Genomic DNA, 21,942 nt, shown 5'->3' with positions numbered 1-21,942 from the left:
ATCACCTCGCCACCAGCGCCAGTGGGCCCTTCGGGTTAATCAGCGATTGCAACTCGCTGTATGGCACCAGCACCGTTTGCGGTCCCACCGCGTACGGCGCGACCTGATATTCGTCGAAGGTGATCATGATTCCATCGCGCGTGATGTTCCAATTGCGGTAGTTCTTTTCCATCGGTTCCGCGCCTTGCTCAAACCCGCCATAGAACCCAATGTCGCGGCGGCTGAGTTCGGCAATGCAAAAACTCGAAATCGCGCTCAAGTACCCGCTGTCGGCGGCGAATAGATCTTCGAGCGAAAGTTTCTTCCCTTGTTCGAGATCATAGTTAATCGTCATGCTGTAGTGAAAGGGATGAGCCGCCCCATCGGTATAGCCGGAAAAGTTGAATTTCAATGCCCATAGCGCGTTGTTTTGGTAGACGAGAACGTATTGGGCATCGAAGGAACTGCCCGACGTGATCGGCGTGGCAGACATGTGGGCAAGCACATTGTCGCGGAAATATTGGATTTCCTCCTGCGTCATTTTTTCCACTTTGTTGTTAAAGTCTACGACGCGCTCATCCTCACTGCCAACCAGCCGGGGAATCTGACCAGTGATGATATACCTCGGCGACGCTCCCTCCTCCCGCATCGAGACTGTCGTGAGGCTGACCCGGCTACTCAACGGAATCGCCTCTTGTGTGGGTTTCACTTTGGCAGTGGCAGTGGGCGCTGGCGCGATAGGTATGCACGAGCCCAGAATGACAATGGCAAGACCAAAAACCATGCCGGTGATCCTCGAAAAAGTGTCCATCGCATCCTCCTTTTCGCTTTTTAACGATGACGGCTTTCTCTGAGTTCCAACCAAAATTTTTCGCGTTCGTTTGTTAGGGTTCGCCGACTTCCACGAGTTCGAACCCCGTCACCACTGGGGAATTTTCATACGATGCGGCAGTGACCCCAACCTTGCCGGCGCCGAGTTCAAAACGCGAGACATCCACGCGGCGGAGGATGTTCTCGTTTACAAGCAGAGTTAATGTGTCGCCGGAGCACTCCAGCCCAATGGATTGACTGGCGCCGCTGGGTTGCGCGTCTTTGATCAGGCCGTCGGTGATAGGGGTATATTCCGCGACTCCCAGGGCGAGCCATTTTCCGTAGAGGATGTTGTAGAGCCCATCGGCGGAGAGGTTGAATTCGAGCCAGCCATCCGTTTCGCTGTAACGACAGACCAATCCCGCCGAGGCGGGCGCGCCAGCCAGGTTTTGATACTGGGTTTCGATGCGCACATCGGCGTAGTCTTCCGGTCCGTAGAGGGCGTAGAGCCAGGTGAAGGCTGAGTCAATTTGAAGCAGGAGAGACCCGTTCGCCACGTTGACCGATGGGACAGAATCGTTCCCAGCCTGTAAGATCACCCAGCCGGCAATTGAGTCGTTGAACTCCTGAACAAAGAATCGCGGGAGCGCGGTTGGCGAAGGCTCGAAGGTTGGAGTCGGTTGAGGGGTTGGCGTATCAGGCTCGCCCTGAGTTTGATCGAAGGGCAGAAGGGTGGGGAGAGGCGTTGAGGTGGGGAAGAGCGAGCCCGCGGGAGTGGGGGTCGAAGTCGCGCTTTGGCAGGCAGTGATGAGGAGCAGACATCCAAGAAGAAGTTTTTTCATCGGCTTCTTATAACATAAACGATCATCCAGCAGTTGAACTGCTGGATGATCGTTGCGAAAGCGATACGCCAGCAGTTCAACTGCTGGCGTATCGCTTTAGAGTGGAGATGCCGGGAATTGAACCCGGGTCCGAAAGACTCGACCCTCGGAAATCTACGAGCGTAGCCTGCCGAATTTTTTCATCACAGGGATCTCGGCGGGCAGGTAACCCTGTGACCATCTGCTGGTCTTTCGCGCATTGAGCAGAGTCATACGCGGCACTCACACCATTGTTTCGCCCGGTCCGTCACCGGGTGGAGGACGGCTCCGGCGGACGTGGCATCCTAAGACGCCAACTGTTATGGTCTCATCGCATTAAGCGGCGAGGGGCATAGCAGCGTAGGAAGTGCGATTGGCACTTGATTGTTTGCGCTGAGTTTACGAGTTCGGCGCCTCTCGGCTCGCATTCCGGGACCAGCCTCTCCCGTCGAAGCCTGTCATCCCCGCGATTGGGAGTGATCCCGTTTTGCAAAATCATTATAGCATACTTGCAAGCGAGGCTTTCGGCTTGCCCTTGCGCCTTCTTTATGCTAGACTGTTGCAATACTTTTGTCAGGAATGACGCGCATGAGCGAAAAAATTCTTATCATTGACGACGATCTCGATACCCTGCGCCTCGTGGGGCTAATGCTTCAACGCCAGGGATATCAAATCAGCGCGGCAACCAACGGTCAACAGGGTTTGGATAAAGCGTTCGAGGAAGACCCCGACCTGATCTTGCTCGATATTATGATGCCGGATATGGACGGCTATGAAGTGACCCGCCGGTTGCGGGCGAATCCATCCACGACCGAAACTCCCATCTTAATGTTCACCGCTAAAACCCAATTAGACGATAAAGTAATCGGGTTTGAAGTGGGGGCAAACGATTATTTGACCAAGCCCACGCATCCCTCTGAATTGCAAGCGCGCGTTAAAGCGTTACTGGCGCGCGCCAATGAAAAGAAGGGTGAAAGCGCGCCCGCCGTTCCGGTGAGCGCCGGGCAGGAGGGATTCGTCGTCGGCGTGATCGGCGCGCGAGGCGGGTTAGGCGCCACCACCGTGGCTTTGAACGTTGCCGCTGGCTTGCACACCCGCGCCAAGGGATACGTTATCCTCGCAGAGATGTTGCCCGGTCATGGCGCGTTATCGCTGGAACTGGGGCTGAAGGCATCCACCGGGTTGGTGGATATGTTGAGCGCCACAAAGTTATCGGATATCACGTCGGATAGCGTGCGGTCCTCTCTCACGCGCCACGCCTCCGGCTTGAACATCCTGCTGGCTTCCGACCGTCCACGGGATATGCACTTGATCGGTCAGAGCGCCAACTACGGCGCGTTCATCGCAAAACTGGCAACGCTGGGGCGCTATATCATCCTTGATCTCGGCGCGGGGCTACAACCGTTCACACAAGCGGTGCTTCCTCATTGCAATGAGATCTTTGTGGTGCTTGAAGGCAACCCCAACACGATCATTAGCGCCAAGGCGCTCATCGAGGATTTGAATTCCTTTGGCGTCAATTACAAAAACATTCACCCTGTGCTCAACAACCGCGTGAGGTCGGATACGCAGTTGCCCTCCAGTCAGGTGCAATCCAAGTTGGGATATGAGATCCTCACCACCCTCACCCCAGCGCCGGAACTTTTCACGCAAGCCACCCGCACACAGACCCCCGCCGTCGTTTGCCAGCCAGACAGCCTGACCACCCGCCAGATCGTCAAACTCGTTGACTTCATCGCCGAACAAGAAGCGATGCCTCGATGAGCTCCCCCTCCGCCCCTGCAACAGCGTCTGACGCTTTGCGCGCGGCAGAGTTATTCCGTAAAGCCAGGCGCGTTGTTATCTTAACGGGAGCCGGCATTTCCACCCCCTCGGGAATCCCAGACTTTCGCTCGGAGGGAACAGGGTTATGGTCTCACAATGAGCCGCTTGAAGCCGCGTCGCTCACCACGTTTCGAACTTCCCCTGAAAAATTTTTCCAATGGTTCCGCCCGCTTGCCGGGCAAATTTTTAATGCGCAACCCAACGCGGCGCATCTCGCGCTCGCCGACCTTGAAAAGCACGGCGTTGCCGTCACCATCGCAACCCAAAACATAGACGGGCTTCATCAAAAAGCCGGTTCTCGCAAAGTCTTCGAATTGCACGGCACGATCCGCACGCTTTCTTGCACGCAATGTTTTAAAAAGTACGAGTCGCCGCCGTTCTTGCAAACTTATATCGAGGCTGGAACCATTCCCCTATGCCCAAGTTGCGCTGGAATTCTCAAACCAGATGTGATATTGTTCGGAGAACAATTGCCACAGGCGGCATGGAATGAGGCGCAGCGCGAAACGCGTCAAGCCGACTTGATGCTGGTCGCCGGTTCCTCACTCGAAGTCCTGCCTGTGGCGGGGCTTCCGATGCAAGCGGTTGACCGCGGCGCGCACCTCATTATCGTCAACAACACTACCACCTATATCAACGTCCGCGCGGATGTGGTGTTCATGGACAATGTGGAAACCATCCTGCCGGAGATTATACAAAGAGCGATCCATGGCTGAAATTAAAACCCAAACCCTCGGAAGTTACCTGCGCTTGATCGAAATCTCGCGCGACCTTGCCTCCACCCTCGACCTTGATATCCTATTGGACGATATCGTGCGCGCCTCGGCAGACATCACGCACGCCGAAGCCGCCTCGATCTTGTTATACGATGATACCGCGCGGCAATTATATTTTCAGGTTGCCACCAATATAGACGATGCCACCATGCGCGGGCTTGTCGTTCCGCTCGAGAAAAGCATCGCGGGTTGGATCGTGTTGAACCGCAAATCCCTGCGCATCGACGACGCCGAAAAAGACGAGCGCATCTTCAGCGAAGTAGACCAGACCATCGGGTACTCCACCAAATCCCTGTTGGGTATCCCGCTTGTCACAAAGAACAAAGTGGTAGGGGTGCTCGAAGTGGTGAACAAAAAACGCGGCAAGTTCACCGATGCGGACGAATCGATGCTCAGCGTGCTGGGCGCGCAAGCGGCGGTTGCCATCGAGAATGCCCGCCTCTTCCAACAATCGGACCTGATCCAGGAGTTCGTGCACGAACTGCGCACGCCGCTGGCTTCGTTGAGCACCGCCACCTATCTCCTGCTTCGCCCCGAGATGTCGCGCGAACAACGCGACCAGATCGTCAACAACATCCACAACGAAACCTTGCGGCTCAATTCGCTTGCGTCATCTTTCCTCGACCTGGCGCGGCTAGAATCGGGACGCGTGCAATTTCGCAAAACGCGCTTCAGCGCGGCAGACCTGCTCTACGAAGCCCGCGATGTGATGATGACCAAGGCGCAGGAAACGAACATCCAGATCCGCGTGGATGTCCCCAATGATCTCCCGCTGATGGAAGCCGACCGCGACAAGATCAAACAGGTATTGCTCAACCTGACGAGTAACGCCATCAAGTACAACCGACCGAACGGTTCCATTCTGATCGCGGGCAATTACACCGACAACGATCTATCGGTCCTCGTGCAGGATAGCGGTTTGGGAATTCCGGAAGAATCCATCCCCCATTTATTTGAAAAATTTTACCGCGTGCGCGACCACGAAGGCAAAGCGACCGGCACCGGGCTTGGGCTTTCGATCTGCAAGCAGATCATCCAGGGGCATAATGGGCGCATCGAGGTGAAGAGCAAGGTGGGTGTTGGCACTTCGATCACGTTCTACATCCCGCGCGCCCAGCGGACAATACCCAGGGAATAAAAAAACGGCGACCGAGAGGTCGCCGTTTTTTTTACAGATCAGGGCTTACGCAGTTGGCGGGCAGTCGCACTGCCACTGCCGCAGTGCAACTACGGCGCAACAGATTCAACTGCGTAAGCGCTACGGATTTAACACAACTTTCAGCGCGCCGGGTCGCGTCGCATGTTCGAATGCCTTCATCGCGTCCGTCAGCGAATACTCCGCATCGATCAACACCGTCGGGTCCACCTGGCGGGATTCCATCAGCCGCAAAGCCGGCTCGAATGGGCCACAGCGTGAACCGATCAGGTTGATCTCATCCACCACGATGGATGAAAAATCGACGCTCATCTCGCCTTTATATGTGGATTTCAACACCAGCGTTCCTCGCGGACGTATAGCCTGCCTCGCCAACGCAAACCCGCTCGGCGACCCGGTCGCTTCCACGACAACATCCCACCGCCAGCGTTGAATCTCTTCTTCGGTAATGATTCGAATCCCGCGCGCGGTTAACAATTCCTGTTGGCGTTTGTGCCGCGCAACCACGCGCAAATCGCAGCCGGTCAACGCCAGCGTCTGCGCGATGAGTTGACCGAGCCGCCCCGCGCCAACGAGCAGGACCCGGTCGCCCGGCTTGATGTTGATCTGCTCTTGAATCTCAAGCGCGGCGGCAAGAGGCTCGGTGAACACAGCCATCCCGTCCGGAACAGAAGCGGGGACTCGGTGAAGGTTGGCGACGGGCAGGCAAACATACTCGGCAAATACCCCGTCACGGTTGACGATTCCCAGCACGGTTCGAGACTCGCAATGTGTGGGGCGTCCGTTCAGGCATTGTTCGCATTGACCGCACACCGCATTGATCTCGCCCACCACGCGTTGACCGACCCACGAAGCGTCATCCGCTTTGGCTACTTCGCCCACGAACTCATGCCCCAGAATTCCCGCGTATGGATAATATCCCTTGACCAGTTCGAGGTCGGTACTGCAAATACCGGCTTTGCGAATCTTTATCAAAGCCTCATTGGGTTTTTGAGGTTGAGAGACTTCGCGGAAATCGATCTTGTTATTCTCGAGCCAAAGCGCTTTCATCTACTCCTCCGTCGCCATCCAACGATTTCGCCCGCCGTTCTTTGCCGCATACATGGCGGTATCGGCGCGATGCAGGAACTGTTCCCAGTCTTCCTGCCCGTTCTTGAATTGCGCCACGCCGATGCTCACAGTCAGCGAAATGCTCTTTTGTTTTGCCGCTTCCACCTGCAAGGTGCGGATGTGGGCGCATAAACGCGAAGCCTGTTCTTGAGCGGCGTTCAATTCGCTATTGGGGAGCACGATCAGGAACTCCTCGCCGCCGTAGCGACCGAGGGTATCCGGGTGGCGGATCTGCTCGCGCAGTCGCGCCGCGATCGTGCGCAGGGCTTCATCGCCCGCGGCGTGACCGTATGTGTCGTTGACTTGTTTGAAGTGATCGATATCCACCATCGAGATGGACAACGGCGTATTATATCGCGCGGCGCGGATGACCTCTTCCTGCAAATCCACAATGATCTTGCGGCGGTTCGGCAAAAAGGTGAGCGCGTCGGTATTGCTGATCTCGTGCGATTGCGCCAGCACTGCCTTGAGTTCGATCTCTTTGATCTCCAGGGTGCGTCGAATCCGCCGGACTTCATCCTCCAGCGCTCTAAAATCGTTCACCAGTTGGTTGTATTCCTTGTTCAAGGTATCGTTATCTGGCACCGCGCCTCCCAAATTGACGTTCGAGCACGTCTACAGAAAGATGGATCATCGTCGGTCTCCCATGCGGACACGTCCGCGGCGAATCGCAGGTTTCGAGGTCGGCAAGCAGGGCGCGCTGTTCTTCGTTGGAAAGCGACATGCCCGCTCGCACCGCCATACGTTTGCATACACGGGCGGCGAGTTTTTTCTCCACTTCATCTTTCAGCGGCGCCTCATCCTCTTCAAAATCCTCTACCAGCGCCCGCAACGCCGCGGAGGGATCACTGCCTGAGAACAAGACGGGCATCGCGCGGATTTGGAACGTGTTCGGACCAAACTCCTCCACGTCAAAACCAAAATACTTCAAAACCGGCAATTGCGACATGAGCAATTGGGTGGATTGGGGCGGCAAGGTGACCGCAACCGGCGTCAGCAGGGCTTGCGAGGCGATGCTCTTCATCTCGCGTTGCGCCATGAGTTTTTCGAACAACACGCGTTCGTGCGCGGCATGTTGGTCGATGAGATACAGCCCATCGGGTCCCTCTGCCACAAGGTACGCCGCGCCGATCTGACCGATCAACCGCAAGAGAGGGATGCGGGCAAACGATGAGGATTGAACTTGAGAATTGGGAGAATGGAGATTAGAGGTTGGAGATTGAGCGTCAGTCTCTGGTTCGCCGTGCTGAGCCTGTCGAAGCATCAAGTCTCCGTTCACTGATAACTGATCACTGTTCACTTGATTATCATGCCCAATTGTCCAATCCAACCCCACTGAATTTGATTCCACTGACACACTTCGCCCTCCCCACAAACTCGGCGCGACATTCGGAACCGGCGAATACGCCAGCAACGCCTTCCGCGCGGATCGTTGCACGAAACTGAACACTTTATCTTGATTCCTGAATCGCACCTCCGCTTTGGCGGGATGCACGTTCACATCCACATCTTCAGGTTTGATCTCGAGGAATAATGCCGCGAGAGGATAACGCCCCACCATCAACAGCGTATGATACGCCTGCATCAATGCCGTAGACAATGCCACCTCATGTACCCAGCGCCCATTAATGAAAAAAGTAATTTCTTTTCGATTGGAGCGCGTGAGCGATGTTGGGCTGATGAAGCCCGCGAGGGTCATGCCCTCTTCCATGGAGTGGACTTCAAGCATTTGCTTCGCCACATCCACACCGTAGAGCGCGGCAAGGATGGCGCGACGGTCGCCATCGCCCGCCGTTTGCAAGACCACATTCTTTCCGTCGGTCAGTTTGAATCGTTTCGCGGGGTAAGCGAGCGCGTAGCGCGCGACCAAGGTATCGATGGCGCGGCGTTCGGTCGTATCCGTTTTGAGAAATTTCAAGCGGGCGGGAACGTTGTAAAACAGATCCTCCACGCAAATCACCGTTCCAACGGTAGCGCCCACTTTAGTCGGCTTCTTACTCTTCCCGCCTTCGACCATGAACCGCGCCCCTTCTTTTTCACCACCCACCCGCGAGGTGATCGTCATCCGCGACACAGAGCCGATCGAGGCAAGCGCCTCGCCGCGAAACCCCAGCGTCACGATGGAAAAAAGTTCATCGGAGCGAACCAGCTTCGAGGTGGCATGACGCGAGGCGGCAAGTTCCAACTCGTCCGCAGGGATGCCGGCGCCGTCATCCGCAATTTCGATCCGCTTTTTTCCCGCCTCCTCCACATGGATGGCGATCGTGTTTGCGCCGGCGTCGAGCGAGTTTTCGAGCAATTCCTTCACCACCGAAGCGGGGCGCTCGATCACTTCGCCCGCGGCGATCTGCGAGGCAACTTCCGGCGAAAGCATGCGGATGGGCATGACGCGATTATACCCGCCCTTGACAGCCGATTTTTCGCGCGCAAGAAACGGGCGAGTATTTTATAATCGCCCGATGCGATTCTCAACCCTCTTCTTCGACCTCGACGACACGCTCTACCCAAACTCCAACGGTTTATGGCAGGCGATCCGCGGGCGCATCCAGCAATATATGATCGAGCGCATGGGCATCCCTGAAAAAGACGCGCCCGCCTTGCGCGAACAGTATTTCAAAATGTATGGCACCACGTTGCGAGGTTTACAGGCGCGGCACAAGATCGATACGGATGATTTTCTCGCCTTTGTTCATGCTCTGCCTCTCGGCGATTACATCACCCCCAACCCGATTCAACGGGACATAATCGCTTCGCTTCCCCAACGGAAACTGGTCTTCACCAACGCCGACGCTAATCACGCCCGACGCGTCCTCGCCGCGCTCGACCTCGGCGATCTCTTCACCGGCATCGTGGATATCAACGCGGTCGCGCCGTATTGCAAGCCCATGCCCGAATCCTTTGCCATTGCGCAGGAACTTGCCGACGAACCCGACCCGCGCAAGTGCGTGATGATCGACGACCTGTCGCGCACCACCCGCGCCGCATTGGATGTAGGCATGGCAAGCATTTTGTACGGAACCGATGAACCCACCTCCGAAGCGAGCGGCGTATTGACCGATTGGACTCGTTTACCGATATTGTTGGGAAATTAGGCTCTCCCGTTTCTGACGGGATTACGACTCGCAGGAAGATTCTTTGCCACGAATTTACACGGATGTTCACGAATGTTTTAAACAATCCGTGTGAATTTGTGAAATCTGTGGCTAAGGTTTTTGGGCTTTCCCGTTAATAACAGTAGAGCCGGAAATTAACAATCCCGAAGGGATGGCAAGATTGTAGAATTTATCCAAGCCAAAATCAAATCCCGAAGGGATGATATATTTCTGACTTCGGCGTCGGAACAGAAAATCCAATGATCCGCTTACATCATTTAAATAGATTCGTTGCGCATAATTCAGCAAACATTAATCACGGCATAGTATCTTAGGAAAACCATGCTCATGTCATTCTGAATACTATGAAGCCGTCAAGGTTTTTTGAAAAACCAGGGGATTGACAGCAACATAGTTGGGAAGGTAGGGTTGTTGCGAGGGACACGCACAAGCAATCTTGAGGACTTGTTTTGGATGTTGTTGAGGGCCAGTTTTTGTGCTTGCCATCCGCGACTTTGCGGTAAAAGTATTGCTGAAACTGCTTTTTGTGCGTACGCACGGGCAGGCCGCCATAAGGAGTTTGCGTAACTTTGGGCCCAAAGTGTCGTGAAGTTGGAGCCGAGTAGAGGAAGAGCCACTTTCATGCTTGATCGGGCAGATGCCGATGAAAGCCGCCAAACTTCTTGGATCGAGTGTTTCCTGCATGAGGATCAGTAAGTGAGCGGCGAGTTGCGCCCGATGCCAGGCAGGCAGGGTCTGTTTGAAGGTTGGATCCTTTCAATCAAACGACGGATCCTTATCGATCTCTTTGATGGACTTGGTAATCTGCTCGTCTGTTCTGGTGAGAGTGCTTGGCAAGTTCAGACGAGACCTTCTTGCGGTGGATCGCGTGCCAGGCGTTCTTATGTCCCGTAACTGTACCGAAAAGTGCTGGCGGTGGTCAACAGTAGCTTGACTTGCTCCAAAATCTCGGCTCTCGGTTTCCACAAGGAGAGTTTGTCCGCATGCGCAGGCTCTCGGCGATATACTGGCAGTCCAGTTCATCGGTTTTGGAAGCGTTCACAGGAAACTTGCGCTGGATGTTCAACGGCGGTTCGACCGCCACCATAACCACTGGCTTGGAAGTGCCAGCCTTCACTATAGCGCCTGTGTTCATACACACCACGGTGCTTTCGTTCAGGTTGTGTTCCTGCAACCAGCCGAGAAAGGAGACGAAACCATTTTCGTCATTCTCGAATTTCGTTGGTTTGACCGTGACTTTCCGGCTGTGTTCCAACACTGGCCAGAAAGAAGCGGATGCAATATCGACACCTACAAAGGATACAAATGTTGTCATTCTGAACCTCTTTTGGACTTGGGTATTGGGTTTGCCAACTTGTGAACGTGCATTCTCCATTACTAGCCTTTCAGGCTTGAATACTGATCAAGCATAGTTCACAACAAGGGCTGGGTCTGCTTCAGAATTTGAGTTTGACTCGGCGTTTGCCTCGTGAGCGGCTCTAGACTTGTTCAGCCCTTGTTTGGCAACTCCAATACTACTTCAAGTCTAATGGAACGACTGAAGGGAGTGAAGAATCTCTGCTCCCGTTTGAAGTCTTGATGGCGCATCAAAGATTCTTCGTGGCGCGAGGCGTCACTCAGAATGATATGACGAGATTGCAGGTTTCGACGTTTCAGACACTTTCTTACATAGGCAACTAAACGGAGGCATTCGTGAATAAATCCATCAAAATCATACTCGGCTTGTTCGTGGGGTTGATCCTGCTCGCGGGCGTATTCTCGGCGGGGATTCTCGTCGGGTTTTTCATCCCGGGCGGCTCGCAACCGCCGATCGTCAACGACTTGTTTCCGCTGCAACCCACCGCCGCGCCGGAGCAACTCTCTGCCACCCCGGAAGACATGCAGACCCTGTTCGCCCCATTCTGGGAGGCGTGGAATATCGTCCACAGCGAATTCGTCGATCAGCCGCTGGACGATGTGGCGCTGATGCGCGGCGCGATCCGCGGCATGATGGAAGCGGTCGGCGACAAGCAGACCTTTTACATGGACCCGGTCGTGTATGAGACCGAAACCTCGGCGCTTTCCGGTGAATACGAAGGCATCGGCGCGTTCGTGGATACCACCGGAGAGTATCTATCCATCATCAGCCCTATCGAAGGCTCGCCCGCCGAAGCGGCAGGGCTGAAAGCCGGAGACTTGATCATCGCCATCGACGGCGTGGATATGACCGGCACACCGCCGGAAGAGGCGCGTCAGAAAGTCATCGGTCCCGCGGGCACAACCGTCACCTTGAGCGTGGCGCGCGAAGGTCAGGAAGAACCCCTGGAATTCATCATCACCCGCGCCAAGATCACCATCCCCAGCGTGACCGGCAAGATGCTCGAAAACGACATCGCTTACATCGACATCAACCAGTTCGGCGATAAGACCACCAGCGAACTCAACACAACGCTGGAAGAACTCCTCCCTCAAAACCCGAAGGGCATCATCATCGACTTGCGCAATAACGGCGGCGGATACCTACAAACCTCCATTGAAGTGGCTTCCGAATTCATCGACCAAGGCGTGATTCTCTATGAGCAATACGGCGACGGCACGCGCGACACCTACAACGCGCTGGGCAACGGGCGCGCCACCGACCTTCCCATCGTTGTGCTGGTGAATGAAGGTTCCGCCTCCGCTTCTGAAATTCTCGCGGGCGCGCTGAGAGATTACGGACGCGCGAAACTCGTCGGCGTGATCAGCTACGGCAAAGGCTCGGTGCAACAATGGATTCCGCTCTCGGGCGAAAACGGCGCGGCGCGTGTGACCGTCGCCCGATGGCTCACACCGAAAGAACGACTCATTGACGGCATAGGCTTAACCCCTGATTTCATCGTAGAATTGACGGAAGACGATGCCGCCAACAACCGCGATCCGCAACTGGATAAAGCCGTAGAAGTGTTGTTAGATTTGATCGCAGGGAAGTAAAGGCGTCAGACCTCACAGGTCTTTGAGACCTGTGAAGCTTACAAGGAGAATAAAATGTTTTTCGACCCAACCTATTTATTGTGCGTCGCGCTCCCATCCATGCTTTTGATGGGCATCGCCTCCTGGTATGTGAAACACGCCTACAACAAATGGAGCCAAATTCGCGCAAGCAGTGGGCTCACCGGCGCGCAAGCCGCGCAACAACTCATCTCGCGTTCGGCGTACGTGGGCGAAGCGGGCGCAGACGGATTGCGGAACGTGCGCGTGCTTGGCGTGGGCGGCAATCTCACCGACCATTACAACCCGCAAGATAAAACCCTCTACCTTTCGCCGAACGTGGCAAACAGCCCGTCGGTTGCGGCGGTGGCGGTCGCCGCGCATGAACTCGGTCACGCGATGCAAGACGCGGAAGGATACCTCCCCATGAAATTCCGCTCCGCGCTCGTCCCGATGGTCAACATCGGCTCGAACCTCGGCTGGATCCTCATCCTCGCCGGGCTGATCTTCCGCTTCACCGAACTGGCCTGGCTCGGAGTCTTCTTCTTCGCGGGCGGCGCGCTCTTCGCGCTCGCCACCCTCCCCGTGGAACTTAACGCCTCGGCGCGCGCAAAACGACTGGTGGCTGAAGCGGGCATCATCCGCTCGGAGGAAGAACAACGCGGCGTGAATCAAGTGTTGAACGCCGCCGCGCTCACCTATGTCGCCGGTCTGCTCACCGCCGTGATGCAACTGCTGTACTACGTGTTTCTTGTCATCGGCATGGGCAGGCGCGACGATTAACAATCAAGCCATCATTGCCCCACGCCAAAAAACATCGGAGCTGTATTCCGATGTTTTTTGTTTGCTTGTGTATAATCTTTCACCATGCGGAAATTCATCGTCATCCTGCTTGCCTTTTTAGGCGCGGGGTTTGTGTACCTCAGTTTCGGCGAAATCGAAAGCATCCTCCAAACCATCCGGCGCGGAAACCTCTGGTTCATCCTGCTCGCCCTGCTCATCGAAAGCGGGTGGGTACTGGTGGCGGGTTCCACGATCCTAGCCTTATATCGAATCCTCGGCTTGGATGAAACGCTGTACCGACTGTCGCTTCTTTTTACGGCGGGGAATTTTATCTCTACAGTGATGCCCAGCGCGGGGATGGGGGCGGTGGCGGTCTTCATCAGCGAAGCGAACCGCAGGGGGCAACCCACCGGCAAAGTGACGATCGCCAGCATGTTATACATCTTCCTCGATTACATTGCCTTTCTGTGCGTGCTTGCGCTGGGACTGATCGTGCTCTTTCGCCGCAACCACCTCGACGCCGCCGAACTCACCGCTTCGGGCATCATGTTCTCCATCGCAACCTTGCTCGGATTTCTCTTCTACCTTGGATCAAAATCGGAGGTACGGTTGGGCAACGCCCTGGCGCGTATCGCCCGCTTCCTCAACCGTATCGCCCGCCCGTTTCTCCATCGCGATTACCTCAGCGAAGAAAAAATGCGCGAGTACGCCCGCGAACTGGCAACCGACCTTCAAACCCTCCCCCAAAACTATCGGAAATTCCTCAAGCCCATGTTATTGGCGCTGCTCAATAAAACCATGTTAATGAGCGTGCTGGCGGCGATCTTCCTTGCCTTTCAAATCCCTTTTTCTGCCGGCACCATCATCGGCGGGTTTGCAATCTCCTATTTATTTTTAGTCATTTCCCCCACCCCCGCGGGCATTGGCATCGTGGAGGGCATTATGCCGCTCGCGCTCTCCTCCCTTAACGTGCCTTGGAGTCAGGCGATCATCGTCACGCTGGCATATCGCGGCGTCACATTCTGGTTTCCGCTGGGCATTGGCGGATGGGCATTGCGCATTCTACATATGAACCCAACTCCACCGGAAAGCCCCGTCTGAAGATATGACCATCACTTCACTACTGGATTCGTGGAAACGCGACGAAGCCACCGCCCCCAACATCTCTGCCTGGCAGACGTTTCCCCCGCGTCCCGCGCAAACGCATCCTTTTCCGACGGGTCTGCCTGCCCCGCTTTCCCAAGCCCTCATCGCCAGTGGAATTCACTCCCTCTACTCGCATCAACTCGAAGCATGGACAGCGACTCAACAAAACCAGAACATGATCCTCTCCACCGGCACCGCCTCGGGCAAAACGCTCGCCTACAACCTGCCGGTTTTTTCCGAGTTACTCGCCAACCCAAACGCGCGCGCGTTATACCTCTTCCCAACCAAAGCCCTCGCGCAAGATCAACTTTCCGCGCTTACCAACTTGAAACTTGAAACCTGGAACTTGACGCCCGCAATCTACGACGGCGACACCCCCTCCTCCGCCCGCCCCTCCATCCGCAAAACCGCGCGCATCGTGTTGACCAACCCCGATATGCTTCACACCGGCATCCTTCCGCATCACACCAACTGGCTGGAATTTTTCGCAAACCTCAAATTCGTCGTAATCGATGAAGCCCACACCTATCGCGGCGTCTTCGGCTCTCACGTTGCCAATGTAATTCGCAGACTCAAACGGGTCGCCGCGTTTTACAACAGCGCGCCAAAATTCATTTTGGCATCCGCCACCATTGGCAACCCAAAAGAACTCGCCGAAAAACTCATCGAGGAACCGGTAACTCTCATTGACAACGACGGCTCCGCCCGCGGACCGCGCCACTTCCTGCTCTACAACCCGCCGCTCGTGGATGAATCATTGGGCTTAAGGAAATCATCCCTGCTCGAAGGGGTGCGGCTCGCGCGGGAATTGATCAACAGCAATGTTCAGACCGTGGTGTTTGCGCGCTCCAGGCGAAGCGTTGAGATCATTCTGAGTTATTTACAAGGCGAACTCACCCCAGACTCAAGCATCGAGTCCCCGCTGATTGGCTACGAGTCTCTGCCCAATCCCCGGTCGACGGTACGCGGGTATCGCAGTGGATACCTGCCAAGCCAACGCAGAGAGATCGAAAAAGGACTCCGCGACGGCGCGATCAAAACTGTTGTTGCTACCAATGCGCTCGAACTCGGCATCGACATCGGCGGGCTGGGCGCGGCGATCCTCGTCGGCTATCCGGGCACTGTCGCTTCGGCGAGACAGCAAGCCGGTCGCGCGGGACGCGGGTTGGAATCCGCTGTCAGTGTGCTGGTGGCGTCTCCCAGCCCCATCGACCAGTTCCTCGCGCATCATCCCGAATATTTCTTCGAGCGCTCGCCTGAGCAAGCGTTGATCAACCCCGATCATCTGTTGATCTTGCTGGAACATTTGCGGTGCGCCATGTTTGAACTGCCGTTTCCAAAAGGCGAAGGCTTCGGCTCTTTATCCGGAGAAATCATTGAAGAGTATCTCCACTTTCTACTTTCCAATGGCGAGGCGCATCTCTCGAATGAAAAATTTTTCTGGATGGCAGACGTATACCCCGCCGCAAACATTTCCCTGCGATCCGCATCTCCGCAAAGTTTTGTTTTGCAAACCACGATCGACGACAGACCATTGACCATTGGGATCGTTGACGGCGAAAGCGCGGTGTGGATGGTTCATCCCGGCGCGGTCTACTTGCACGAAGCGCAAGCCTATCTGGTCGAAGAATTGAATCTGGCGGAGCGTATCGCGCGCCTCAAACCGTTCGTCAGCGATTACTACACCGAGCCGTTGCAACAAACCGAAGTGGAGTTGTTATCTGTCGCGGAGGAATCTCCTCCTCCACCCGTGAAAGATTCCGGGCGCCGCGCTGAGCCTGTCGAAGCGGGCGTGGGCGCGTCAAAATCATGGGGCGAACTCAAAATCACCACGCAAGTGACCGGCTTTCGCAAACGACGCTGGCACACCCATGAAAATCTTGGCGAGGAACCGCTGGATTTACCTCCCTCCGAATTGCAGACGACCGGCTACTGGCTGACTCTCTCCGAAGAAACGATCGCGCATCTGCGCGACCTTGGGGCTTGGTCCAACGACCCCAACGACTACGGACCCGGCTGGGACAAGATTCGAGAACGCGTCCGCGGGCGAGACAAGTTCACCTGTCAGGTATGCGGCGCGGTGGAGTCGAGCCGCCAACATGATGTGCATCACAAAGTCCCTTTCCGCGCGTTCGCATCGCGCGAAGAAGCAAATCGTGTGGAGAATCTCACAACGCTGTGCCCATCCTGCCATCATAAAGTAGAGCAGAACGTGCGCATGAGAAGCGGGCTGGCGGGGCTTGCCTATGTGCTGGCGAATCTCGCGCCGTTATTTTTGATGTGCGACTCGGCAGATCTGGGAACGCACATCGAGCCTGTTGAAAATAAAATCTTCGGCATGCCCGCCATCGTGTTATATGACTCCATCCCGGCGGGGATCGGTTTCAGCCAGAAATTGTTCGAACTTCACGATCAACTCCTCGCCCGCGCATTGGAATTGGTCGGCGCGTGCGCCTGCGCGGATGGCTGTCCTTCATGCGTCGGGCCTGGCGGCGAGAATGGATACGGCGGCAAGCAGGAAGCGCTCGAGATTCTCAAAGTCCTTACGCGATCGTCAGACTAAATTTCTACATTGCGTTAATAGTTTTCTTGCGCAAGACGATTAAGATGGGGACATTGAAATTAAGTGGCGACAGTTCATTCAAAGAGGACTGTCACTCGCAGACCTTGTAAGGAGACACACATGAGCAAAATCATTGGCATTGACTTAGGCACAACCAACTCTGTCGTTTCGGTCATGGAAGGCGGCTCGCCAACCGTGATCTCAACCGCCGAGGGCGGGCGGCTCGCGCCGTCAGTTGTGGCATTTAATAAAAACGCCGAGCGACTCGTCGGTCAGACGGCGAAGCGGCAGGCGGTCATCAACCCTGAAAACACGATCTACTCCATCAAGCGTTTCATCGGACGTCACTTCGATGAAGTTGAATCGGAACGCAAGATGGTCCCATATGAAGTGGTAAAAGGCCCGACGGGCGACGTGCGCGTGAAAATCCCGATCACGAACCGCGAATATTCCCCGCAGGAAATTTCGGCGATGATCCTGGGCAAGTTGAAGTCGGATGCCGAAGCGTATTTGGGATCGCCCGTCACGCAGGCGGTCATCACTGTCCCCGCGTATTTCAACGACAGCCAACGACAAGCCACGAAAGACGCGGGCAAGATTGCCGGTCTCGAAGTGATGCGTATCATCAACGAACCGACTGCATCCGCGCTTGCGTATGGACTCGATAAAAAGAAAGATGAAACGATTCTCGTCTTCGACCTCGGCGGCGGCACATTCGACGTGTCGGTGCTGGAAGTCGGCGAAGGCGTGATCGAAGTGAAAGCCACGAACGGCGACACTCACCTCGGCGGCGACGACTGGGATCAAAAGATCGTCAACTGGGCGGCGGATGAATTCAAGCGCGAACAAGGCATTGACTTGCGCAACGACCGCCCCGCGTTGCAACGTCTGCGTGAAGCCGCGGAGAAAGCGAAGATCGAACTTTCCACGGTGATGGAGACAGAACTTAATCTGCCGTACATCACAGCAGACGCTTCCGGTCCGAAACACTTGCAGTTGAAACTTTCGCGCGCAAAATTCGAGCAGATGACCGAAGACTTGCTCAACCGTTGCCGCAAACCGTTCGAAGCCGCGTTGAAAGACGCCGGCATTGACGCGGGCAAATTAAATGAAGTTGTTCTCGTCGGCGGCTCATCGCGTATGCCGATGGTGCATGACCTGGTCCGCAAACTGACGAACGGCAAAGAGCCGAACAAAGGCGTGAACCCCGATGAAGTGGTCGCAGTCGGCGCGGCGATTCAAGGCGGCGTGCTCGGCGGTGAAGTGAAGGATATCCTCCTGCTCGACGTGACCCCGCTCTCCTTGGGCGTCGAAACGATGGGCAGTGTGATGACCAAGATGATCGAACGCAACACAACCATCCCTGTCCGCAAAACGGAAACGTATTCGACGGCGGCAGATAATCAAACCGCAGTGGACATCCACGTGTTGCAAGGCGAACGCCCGATGGCTGGCGATAATATGTCGCTTGGGCGATTCCGACTCGACGGCATCCCGCCCGCGCCGCGCGGCATTCCGCAAGTGGAAGTGACGTTCGACATCGACGCGAACGGCATCTTGAATGTGACCGCCAAAGACAAAGCTACCGGCAAAGAGCAGAAAGTCACGATCACCGCTTCGACGAATTTGAACAAGAGCGACATTGACCGCATGGTGAACGAAGCGCGCTCGCACGAAGCGGACGACCGCAAACGCCGCGAGTTGATCGATGCCAAGAACACGGCAGACAACCTCGTGTATCAAACTGAAAAAGCTTTGCGCGACCTCGGCGATAAAGTCTCAGGCGCAGACGCGCAGGATATAAACGGCAAGATCGATGAACTCAAATCTGCCGCGCAGAGCGACGACATCAACCGCATCAAGCAAGCCTCTGAAAAAGTGGAGCAAACCTTCCACGCGCTGAGCCAGCAACTCTATGCCCAAGGTCAGCCGCAACCTGAAGCGGCGGGCGGACCGTCTGTCCCGCCGACCGATGGCGATGTGATCGACGGTGAAGTGAAAGAGTAATAAAGAAATTAGACCCGTGAGGTTTACAAAACCTCACGGGTCTTTTTGTTATATAATCTTCCCATGCAAAAACGTTTTAACCGCAAGTGGATCGCGCCGATTCTGATCGCCCTCGGCATCATCATCTTTTTTCTCCCGCCCGTCTATTCACGCGCCATGCCGCGCATTGACGGTTGGGTCTCCAGCATCAAATACCTCATCAACCCGCCCGACGAAGCCACCTTCCAACCGCAGCAACAATCGCCGGTTGATAGCGCCGCCACAGAGTTGATGCAAACCCGCGTCGCGACTCAAACGCTCGATGCGACTTCGACTCCCAAGCCGGGTCCAACGCTGACGCCGACGGTCACTTCCACGCCTCTGCCTGCTTCCGTTTCGTTGACCGGGTTCAAATATGTGGACCAACGCAACCGCTGGAATTATTGCGGTCCCGCCAATCTCACGATGGCGTTGGACTTCGTCGGCTGGGGCGGCAACCGCGACGACATCGCCCGCGTCATCAAGCCGGGGATTCAGGATCCCAAACTCGACTTTATCCAACAGGGACGCAGTGACGTCAACGTGATGCCGTACGAGTTGGTGGGCTTCGTCAACGATGAGACCGAATATCGCGCGTTGTCTCGTCTCGGCGGCGATATTGATGTGGCGAAGCGATTGCTCGCGGCGGGTTTTCCGTTCATCGCGGAAAAAGGCTATTACGAAAAAGATTACACGGGCAAGATTGCCTGGCTTGGGCATTATCAATTCGTCACAGGCTATGACGACGCCAAAGGCGAGTTGACCGTTCAAGACACGTGGAATGACGGTCCCAACTTTCGAATCTCTTATGAAGAGTTCACGTCAAGCGAAGCATGGCTGTCGTTCGATAATATTTTTATCGTGGTGTATGCGCCTGAACGCGAAGCCGAATTGTTACAAGTGTTGGGTCCGTATGCCGATGATACCTGGGCATCGAACCGCGCCCGGGAAATTGCCGAAGAGCGCATTGCCGATTCCGAAGGCATTGACCAATACTTCGCGTGGTTCGCCAAAGGGACGAGCCATGTGGAATTGTTCGAGTATGCCGACGCGGCGGCGGCTTTCGATCAGGCGTTTGCAATTTACAACGAATTAGGCAAAGACGACAAACAGCGTCCGTACCGCATGATGTGGTATCAAACGGGTCCCTACAAGGCGTATTTCTATACCGGGCGATACCAAGATGTGATCGATCTTGCCAACGTCACATTGATCGACACCATTTCCAAGCCGACATTGGAAGAAAGCATCTATTGGCGCGGGCGAGCCAAGTATATGATCGGCGACACGCCCGGTGCCATCGCCGATTATCGCGAAGCGCTGAGACTGCATCCCAAGTGGGGTCCGGCGATTCAGGCGTTGCAGGACTTAGGGGTTCAGCCATAAGAAGTTACCTCGGTGGTTGAGTTGTCCCGCGATGCTCGTCGCGGGACGTATCGAAACCACCAGCCAGCATGAAACATACTGTTTGAAGGTTATCGGTGGTTTCGATACGGGCTTCGCAACGAACGCTCAACCCTACTCAACCACCAGAGTAAACATGAAATGAAACTCCTCCACTTCGCCGACGCGCATATTGACATGGCTAACTACGGACGCCATGACCCCGAAACGGGATTGCCCTTCCGTGTGCTGGATTTCCTCAAGTCGCTGGATACCATCGTGGACGCGGCGATCTCTCAACGGGTGGACTTGGTCATCTTCGCGGGAGACGCCTACAAAGACCGTTCTCCCGCGCCGACATTTCAACGCGAGTGGGGCAAGCGCATCGTGCGACTCTCGCAAGCGAAAATCCCGACCTTGCTTCTGGTTGGCAATCACGATCTTTCTCCAGCCATTGGACGCGCGCACGCGATTCAAGAGTTCGACACGTTGCACGTGCCGTTCATCAAAGTGTTGGACAAGCCGCAGTTTTTGTCGCCCAGCGATCTGTGGGATGTGCCTGCGCAAGTCATTGCCATGCCGTGGGTCACACGCTCAGGCTTGATGGCGAATCTCGAAATGAGCGCGGCGGACACGAGTGAGATTTTTTCCAGCCTCGAATCTAGAATTTCTGATCTCATCGAAGAATACATAAAAGAAGCAGACAAGACACTGCCTCTCATTCTCACCGCCCATGCCTCCGTCGAAGGCGCGACGTTTGGCATGGAACGTATGGTAATGTTGGGAAGCGATTTGGTTCTGCCAACTTCGTTGGTGAAAGACCCGCGCCTCGATTATGTCGCGATGGGACACATCCACAAACCGCAGGATGTGAACGAAGGGAATCATCCGCCCGTCGTTTATCCAGGCTCTATCGAGCGGATTGATTTCGGCGAGGCGAAGGACGATAAGTTTTACATCATCGCCGAGGTGGAGCGGGGAAAGACGAACGTGGAGTGGAAAAAGATCGAAGGGACGCGCCGCTTTATCGAAAGGCGAACCAGCCTCACGTCCGATGAGAACGTGACCGAGGTATTGAAATCCCAGTTGCCGAGAGATATGTCCGAGGCAATTGTCAAGTTGATCGTCGAATATCCGCGCGAATGGGATGCGTTGATCGACGAAGCGGCGTTGCGAAAATTTGCGGCGGATGCGTTCGAGTTCCATCTCGTGAAGAAACCGAAGATCGAGGCGCGTGTTCGTATCCCTGAGGGGCAGGTGGTCAGCAGTATGAGCCCGCTCGAACTGCTTGGGCAATATTTAGATTCGGCGAAGGTGAACGACGCGGACGAATTAAAAAAACTCGCGCAGGAAATTATCTCGGAAGATCAAATCTAAAATCGCCAATCGTAAATCGTAAATCTGAAATCGTAAATTGAGAGAGGTGAACCTTGTCGCCAAAGAACCCCAACTACCGCTGGTTCGTCGT

General features: G+C 55.4%; 18 protein-coding genes and 1 other RNA gene. 11 read left to right on the top strand and 8 right to left on the bottom strand.

The genetic code is table 11. The features are described from left to right. Position 1 precedes the first annotated feature (1 nt). From IPM31_04860 to ssrA, 3 genes are all read right to left on the bottom strand, one after another. A complete protein-coding gene (locus tag IPM31_04860; protein MBK9006305.1) occupies positions 2-790 on the bottom strand; it encodes a DUF3298 domain-containing protein in 789 nt (262 codons plus the stop codon). Positions 791-863: 73 nt separating this feature from the next. Further along, positions 864-1,631 (bottom strand): hypothetical protein, encoded by a 768-nt coding sequence (locus tag IPM31_04855; protein ID MBK9006304.1) that lies wholly within the window; start codon positions 1,629-1,631, stop codon positions 864-866. A 99-nt stretch (positions 1,632-1,730) separates the two neighbouring features. Next, positions 1,731-2,115: a transfer-messenger RNA gene (gene ssrA / locus IPM31_04850) on the bottom strand. Between the two features lie 122 nt (positions 2,116-2,237). Here ssrA and IPM31_04845 point away from each other — a divergent pair. Genes IPM31_04845 through IPM31_04835 form a run of 3 tightly spaced genes read left to right on the top strand, consistent with a single transcriptional unit; the run spans position 2,238 to position 5,387 of the window. Further along, positions 2,238-3,413: a response regulator gene (locus IPM31_04845; protein ID MBK9006303.1), complete on the top strand. Its 1,176-nt coding sequence runs from the start codon at positions 2,238-2,240 to the stop codon at positions 3,411-3,413. Then, a complete protein-coding gene (locus IPM31_04840; protein ID MBK9006302.1) occupies positions 3,410-4,189 on the top strand; it encodes an NAD-dependent deacylase in 780 nt (259 codons plus the stop codon). The genes IPM31_04845 and IPM31_04840 overlap by 4 nt, the downstream gene beginning before the upstream one ends. After that, positions 4,182-5,387 carry a GAF domain-containing protein gene (locus IPM31_04835; protein ID MBK9006301.1) on the top strand — a complete coding sequence of 402 codons (1,206 nt, stop codon included), beginning with the start codon at positions 4,182-4,184 and terminating at the stop codon, positions 5,385-5,387. The genes IPM31_04840 and IPM31_04835 overlap by 8 nt, the downstream gene beginning before the upstream one ends. Positions 5,388-5,507: 120 nt before the next feature. Here IPM31_04835 and IPM31_04830 read toward each other — a convergent pair whose 3' ends face one another. Genes IPM31_04830 through mutL form a run of 3 tightly spaced genes read right to left on the bottom strand, consistent with a single transcriptional unit; the run spans position 5,508 to position 8,901 of the window. Next, entirely contained in the window at positions 5,508-6,455 is a 948-nt protein-coding gene (locus IPM31_04830) for an alcohol dehydrogenase catalytic domain-containing protein (GenBank protein MBK9006300.1), read from the bottom strand. Then, positions 6,456-7,100: a GGDEF domain-containing protein gene (locus tag IPM31_04825; protein ID MBK9006299.1), complete on the bottom strand. Its 645-nt coding sequence runs from the start codon at positions 7,098-7,100 to the stop codon at positions 6,456-6,458. It lies immediately after the preceding gene. After that, positions 7,090-8,901: a DNA mismatch repair endonuclease MutL gene (gene mutL, locus IPM31_04820; protein MBK9006298.1), complete on the bottom strand. Its 1,812-nt coding sequence runs from the start codon at positions 8,899-8,901 to the stop codon at positions 7,090-7,092. Before mutL ends, IPM31_04825 begins: the two co-directional genes overlap by 11 nt. A gap of 73 nt (positions 8,902-8,974) precedes the next feature. Between mutL and IPM31_04815 the strand changes: the two genes are divergently transcribed. Next, complete coding sequence (locus IPM31_04815) at positions 8,975-9,607, top strand: pyrimidine 5'-nucleotidase (GenBank protein ID MBK9006297.1); 633 nt, start codon at positions 8,975-8,977, stop codon at positions 9,605-9,607. Positions 9,608-9,970: 363 nt separating this feature from the next. Here the strand turns inward: IPM31_04815 and IPM31_04810 are convergent, their stop codons facing one another. Together IPM31_04810 and IPM31_04805 are read right to left on the bottom strand one after the other, a co-directional pair. Further along, a complete protein-coding gene (locus IPM31_04810) occupies positions 9,971-10,312 on the bottom strand; it encodes a transposase (protein ID MBK9006296.1) in 342 nt (113 codons plus the stop codon). Between the two features lie 235 nt (positions 10,313-10,547). After that, positions 10,548-10,943, bottom strand: coding sequence for a transposase (locus IPM31_04805; GenBank protein ID MBK9006295.1), 396 nt, complete (start codon positions 10,941-10,943; stop codon positions 10,548-10,550). 377 nt (positions 10,944-11,320) lie between these two features. Here IPM31_04805 and IPM31_04800 point away from each other — a divergent pair, with 377 nt between their 5' ends. From IPM31_04800 to IPM31_04770, 7 genes are all read left to right on the top strand, one after another. Beyond that, a complete protein-coding gene (locus IPM31_04800) occupies positions 11,321-12,577 on the top strand; it encodes a S41 family peptidase (GenBank protein ID MBK9006294.1) in 1,257 nt (418 codons plus the stop codon). A 54-nt stretch (positions 12,578-12,631) separates the two neighbouring features. Beyond that, positions 12,632-13,357, top strand: a complete 726-nt coding sequence (locus IPM31_04795; GenBank protein MBK9006293.1) for a zinc metallopeptidase — start codon at positions 12,632-12,634, stop codon at positions 13,355-13,357. 84 nt (positions 13,358-13,441) lie between these two features. Next, complete coding sequence (locus IPM31_04790) at positions 13,442-14,458, top strand: flippase-like domain-containing protein (GenBank protein ID MBK9006292.1); 1,017 nt, start codon at positions 13,442-13,444, stop codon at positions 14,456-14,458. A 4-nt stretch (positions 14,459-14,462) separates the two neighbouring features. After that, positions 14,463-17,066: a DEAD/DEAH box helicase gene (locus IPM31_04785; GenBank protein MBK9006291.1), complete on the top strand. Its 2,604-nt coding sequence runs from the start codon at positions 14,463-14,465 to the stop codon at positions 17,064-17,066. A gap of 120 nt (positions 17,067-17,186) precedes the next feature. Next, entirely contained in the window at positions 17,187-19,073 is a 1,887-nt protein-coding gene (gene dnaK / locus IPM31_04780; GenBank protein MBK9006290.1) for a molecular chaperone DnaK, read from the top strand. Between the two features lie 63 nt (positions 19,074-19,136). Further along, on the top strand, positions 19,137-20,477 hold the full coding sequence (locus IPM31_04775) for a C39 family peptidase (protein ID MBK9006289.1): 1,341 nt from the start codon (positions 19,137-19,139) through the stop codon (positions 20,475-20,477). 159 nt (positions 20,478-20,636) lie between these two features. Further along, positions 20,637-21,851 (top strand): exonuclease SbcCD subunit D, encoded by a 1,215-nt coding sequence (locus IPM31_04770; protein MBK9006288.1) that lies wholly within the window; start codon positions 20,637-20,639, stop codon positions 21,849-21,851. Positions 21,852-21,942: the final 91 nt, after the last annotated feature.

The sequence above is a fragment of the Candidatus Defluviilinea gracilis genome (assembly GCA_016716235.1).
GTDB classification, from domain to species: domain Bacteria; phylum Chloroflexota; class Anaerolineae; order Anaerolineales; family Villigracilaceae; genus Defluviilinea; species Defluviilinea gracilis.
Note: the sequence above shows the minus strand (reverse complement) of the source record. Positions and strands in the feature narration are given on the sequence as shown.

Coding starts and splice junctions, on each gene's coding strand:
- IPM31_04835 (MBK9006301.1), top strand. CDS start 4,182: ATGGCTGAAATTAAAACCCAAACCCTCGGAAGTTACCTGCGCTTGATC.
- IPM31_04830 (MBK9006300.1), bottom strand. CDS start 6,455: ATGAAAGCGCTTTGGCTCGAGAATAACAAGATCGATTTCCGCGAAGTC.
- IPM31_04770 (MBK9006288.1), top strand. CDS start 20,637: ATGAAACTCCTCCACTTCGCCGACGCGCATATTGACATGGCTAACTAC.
- IPM31_04855 (MBK9006304.1), bottom strand. CDS start 1,631: ATGAAAAAACTTCTTCTTGGATGTCTGCTCCTCATCACTGCCTGCCAA.
- IPM31_04795 (MBK9006293.1), top strand. CDS start 12,632: ATGTTTTTCGACCCAACCTATTTATTGTGCGTCGCGCTCCCATCCATG.
- IPM31_04775 (MBK9006289.1), top strand. CDS start 19,137: ATGCAAAAACGTTTTAACCGCAAGTGGATCGCGCCGATTCTGATCGCC.
- mutL (MBK9006298.1), bottom strand. CDS start 8,901: ATGCCCATCCGCATGCTTTCGCCGGAAGTTGCCTCGCAGATCGCCGCG.
- IPM31_04805 (MBK9006295.1), bottom strand. CDS start 10,943: ATGACAACATTTGTATCCTTTGTAGGTGTCGATATTGCATCCGCTTCT.
- IPM31_04840 (MBK9006302.1), top strand. CDS start 3,410: ATGAGCTCCCCCTCCGCCCCTGCAACAGCGTCTGACGCTTTGCGCGCG.
- IPM31_04815 (MBK9006297.1), top strand. CDS start 8,975: ATGCGATTCTCAACCCTCTTCTTCGACCTCGACGACACGCTCTACCCA.
- IPM31_04785 (MBK9006291.1), top strand. CDS start 14,463: ATGACCATCACTTCACTACTGGATTCGTGGAAACGCGACGAAGCCACC.
- dnaK (MBK9006290.1), top strand. CDS start 17,187: ATGAGCAAAATCATTGGCATTGACTTAGGCACAACCAACTCTGTCGTT.
- IPM31_04860 (MBK9006305.1), bottom strand. CDS start 790: ATGGACACTTTTTCGAGGATCACCGGCATGGTTTTTGGTCTTGCCATT.
- IPM31_04790 (MBK9006292.1), top strand. CDS start 13,442: ATGCGGAAATTCATCGTCATCCTGCTTGCCTTTTTAGGCGCGGGGTTT.
- IPM31_04845 (MBK9006303.1), top strand. CDS start 2,238: ATGAGCGAAAAAATTCTTATCATTGACGACGATCTCGATACCCTGCGC.
- IPM31_04810 (MBK9006296.1), bottom strand. CDS start 10,312: ATGCAGGAAACACTCGATCCAAGAAGTTTGGCGGCTTTCATCGGCATC.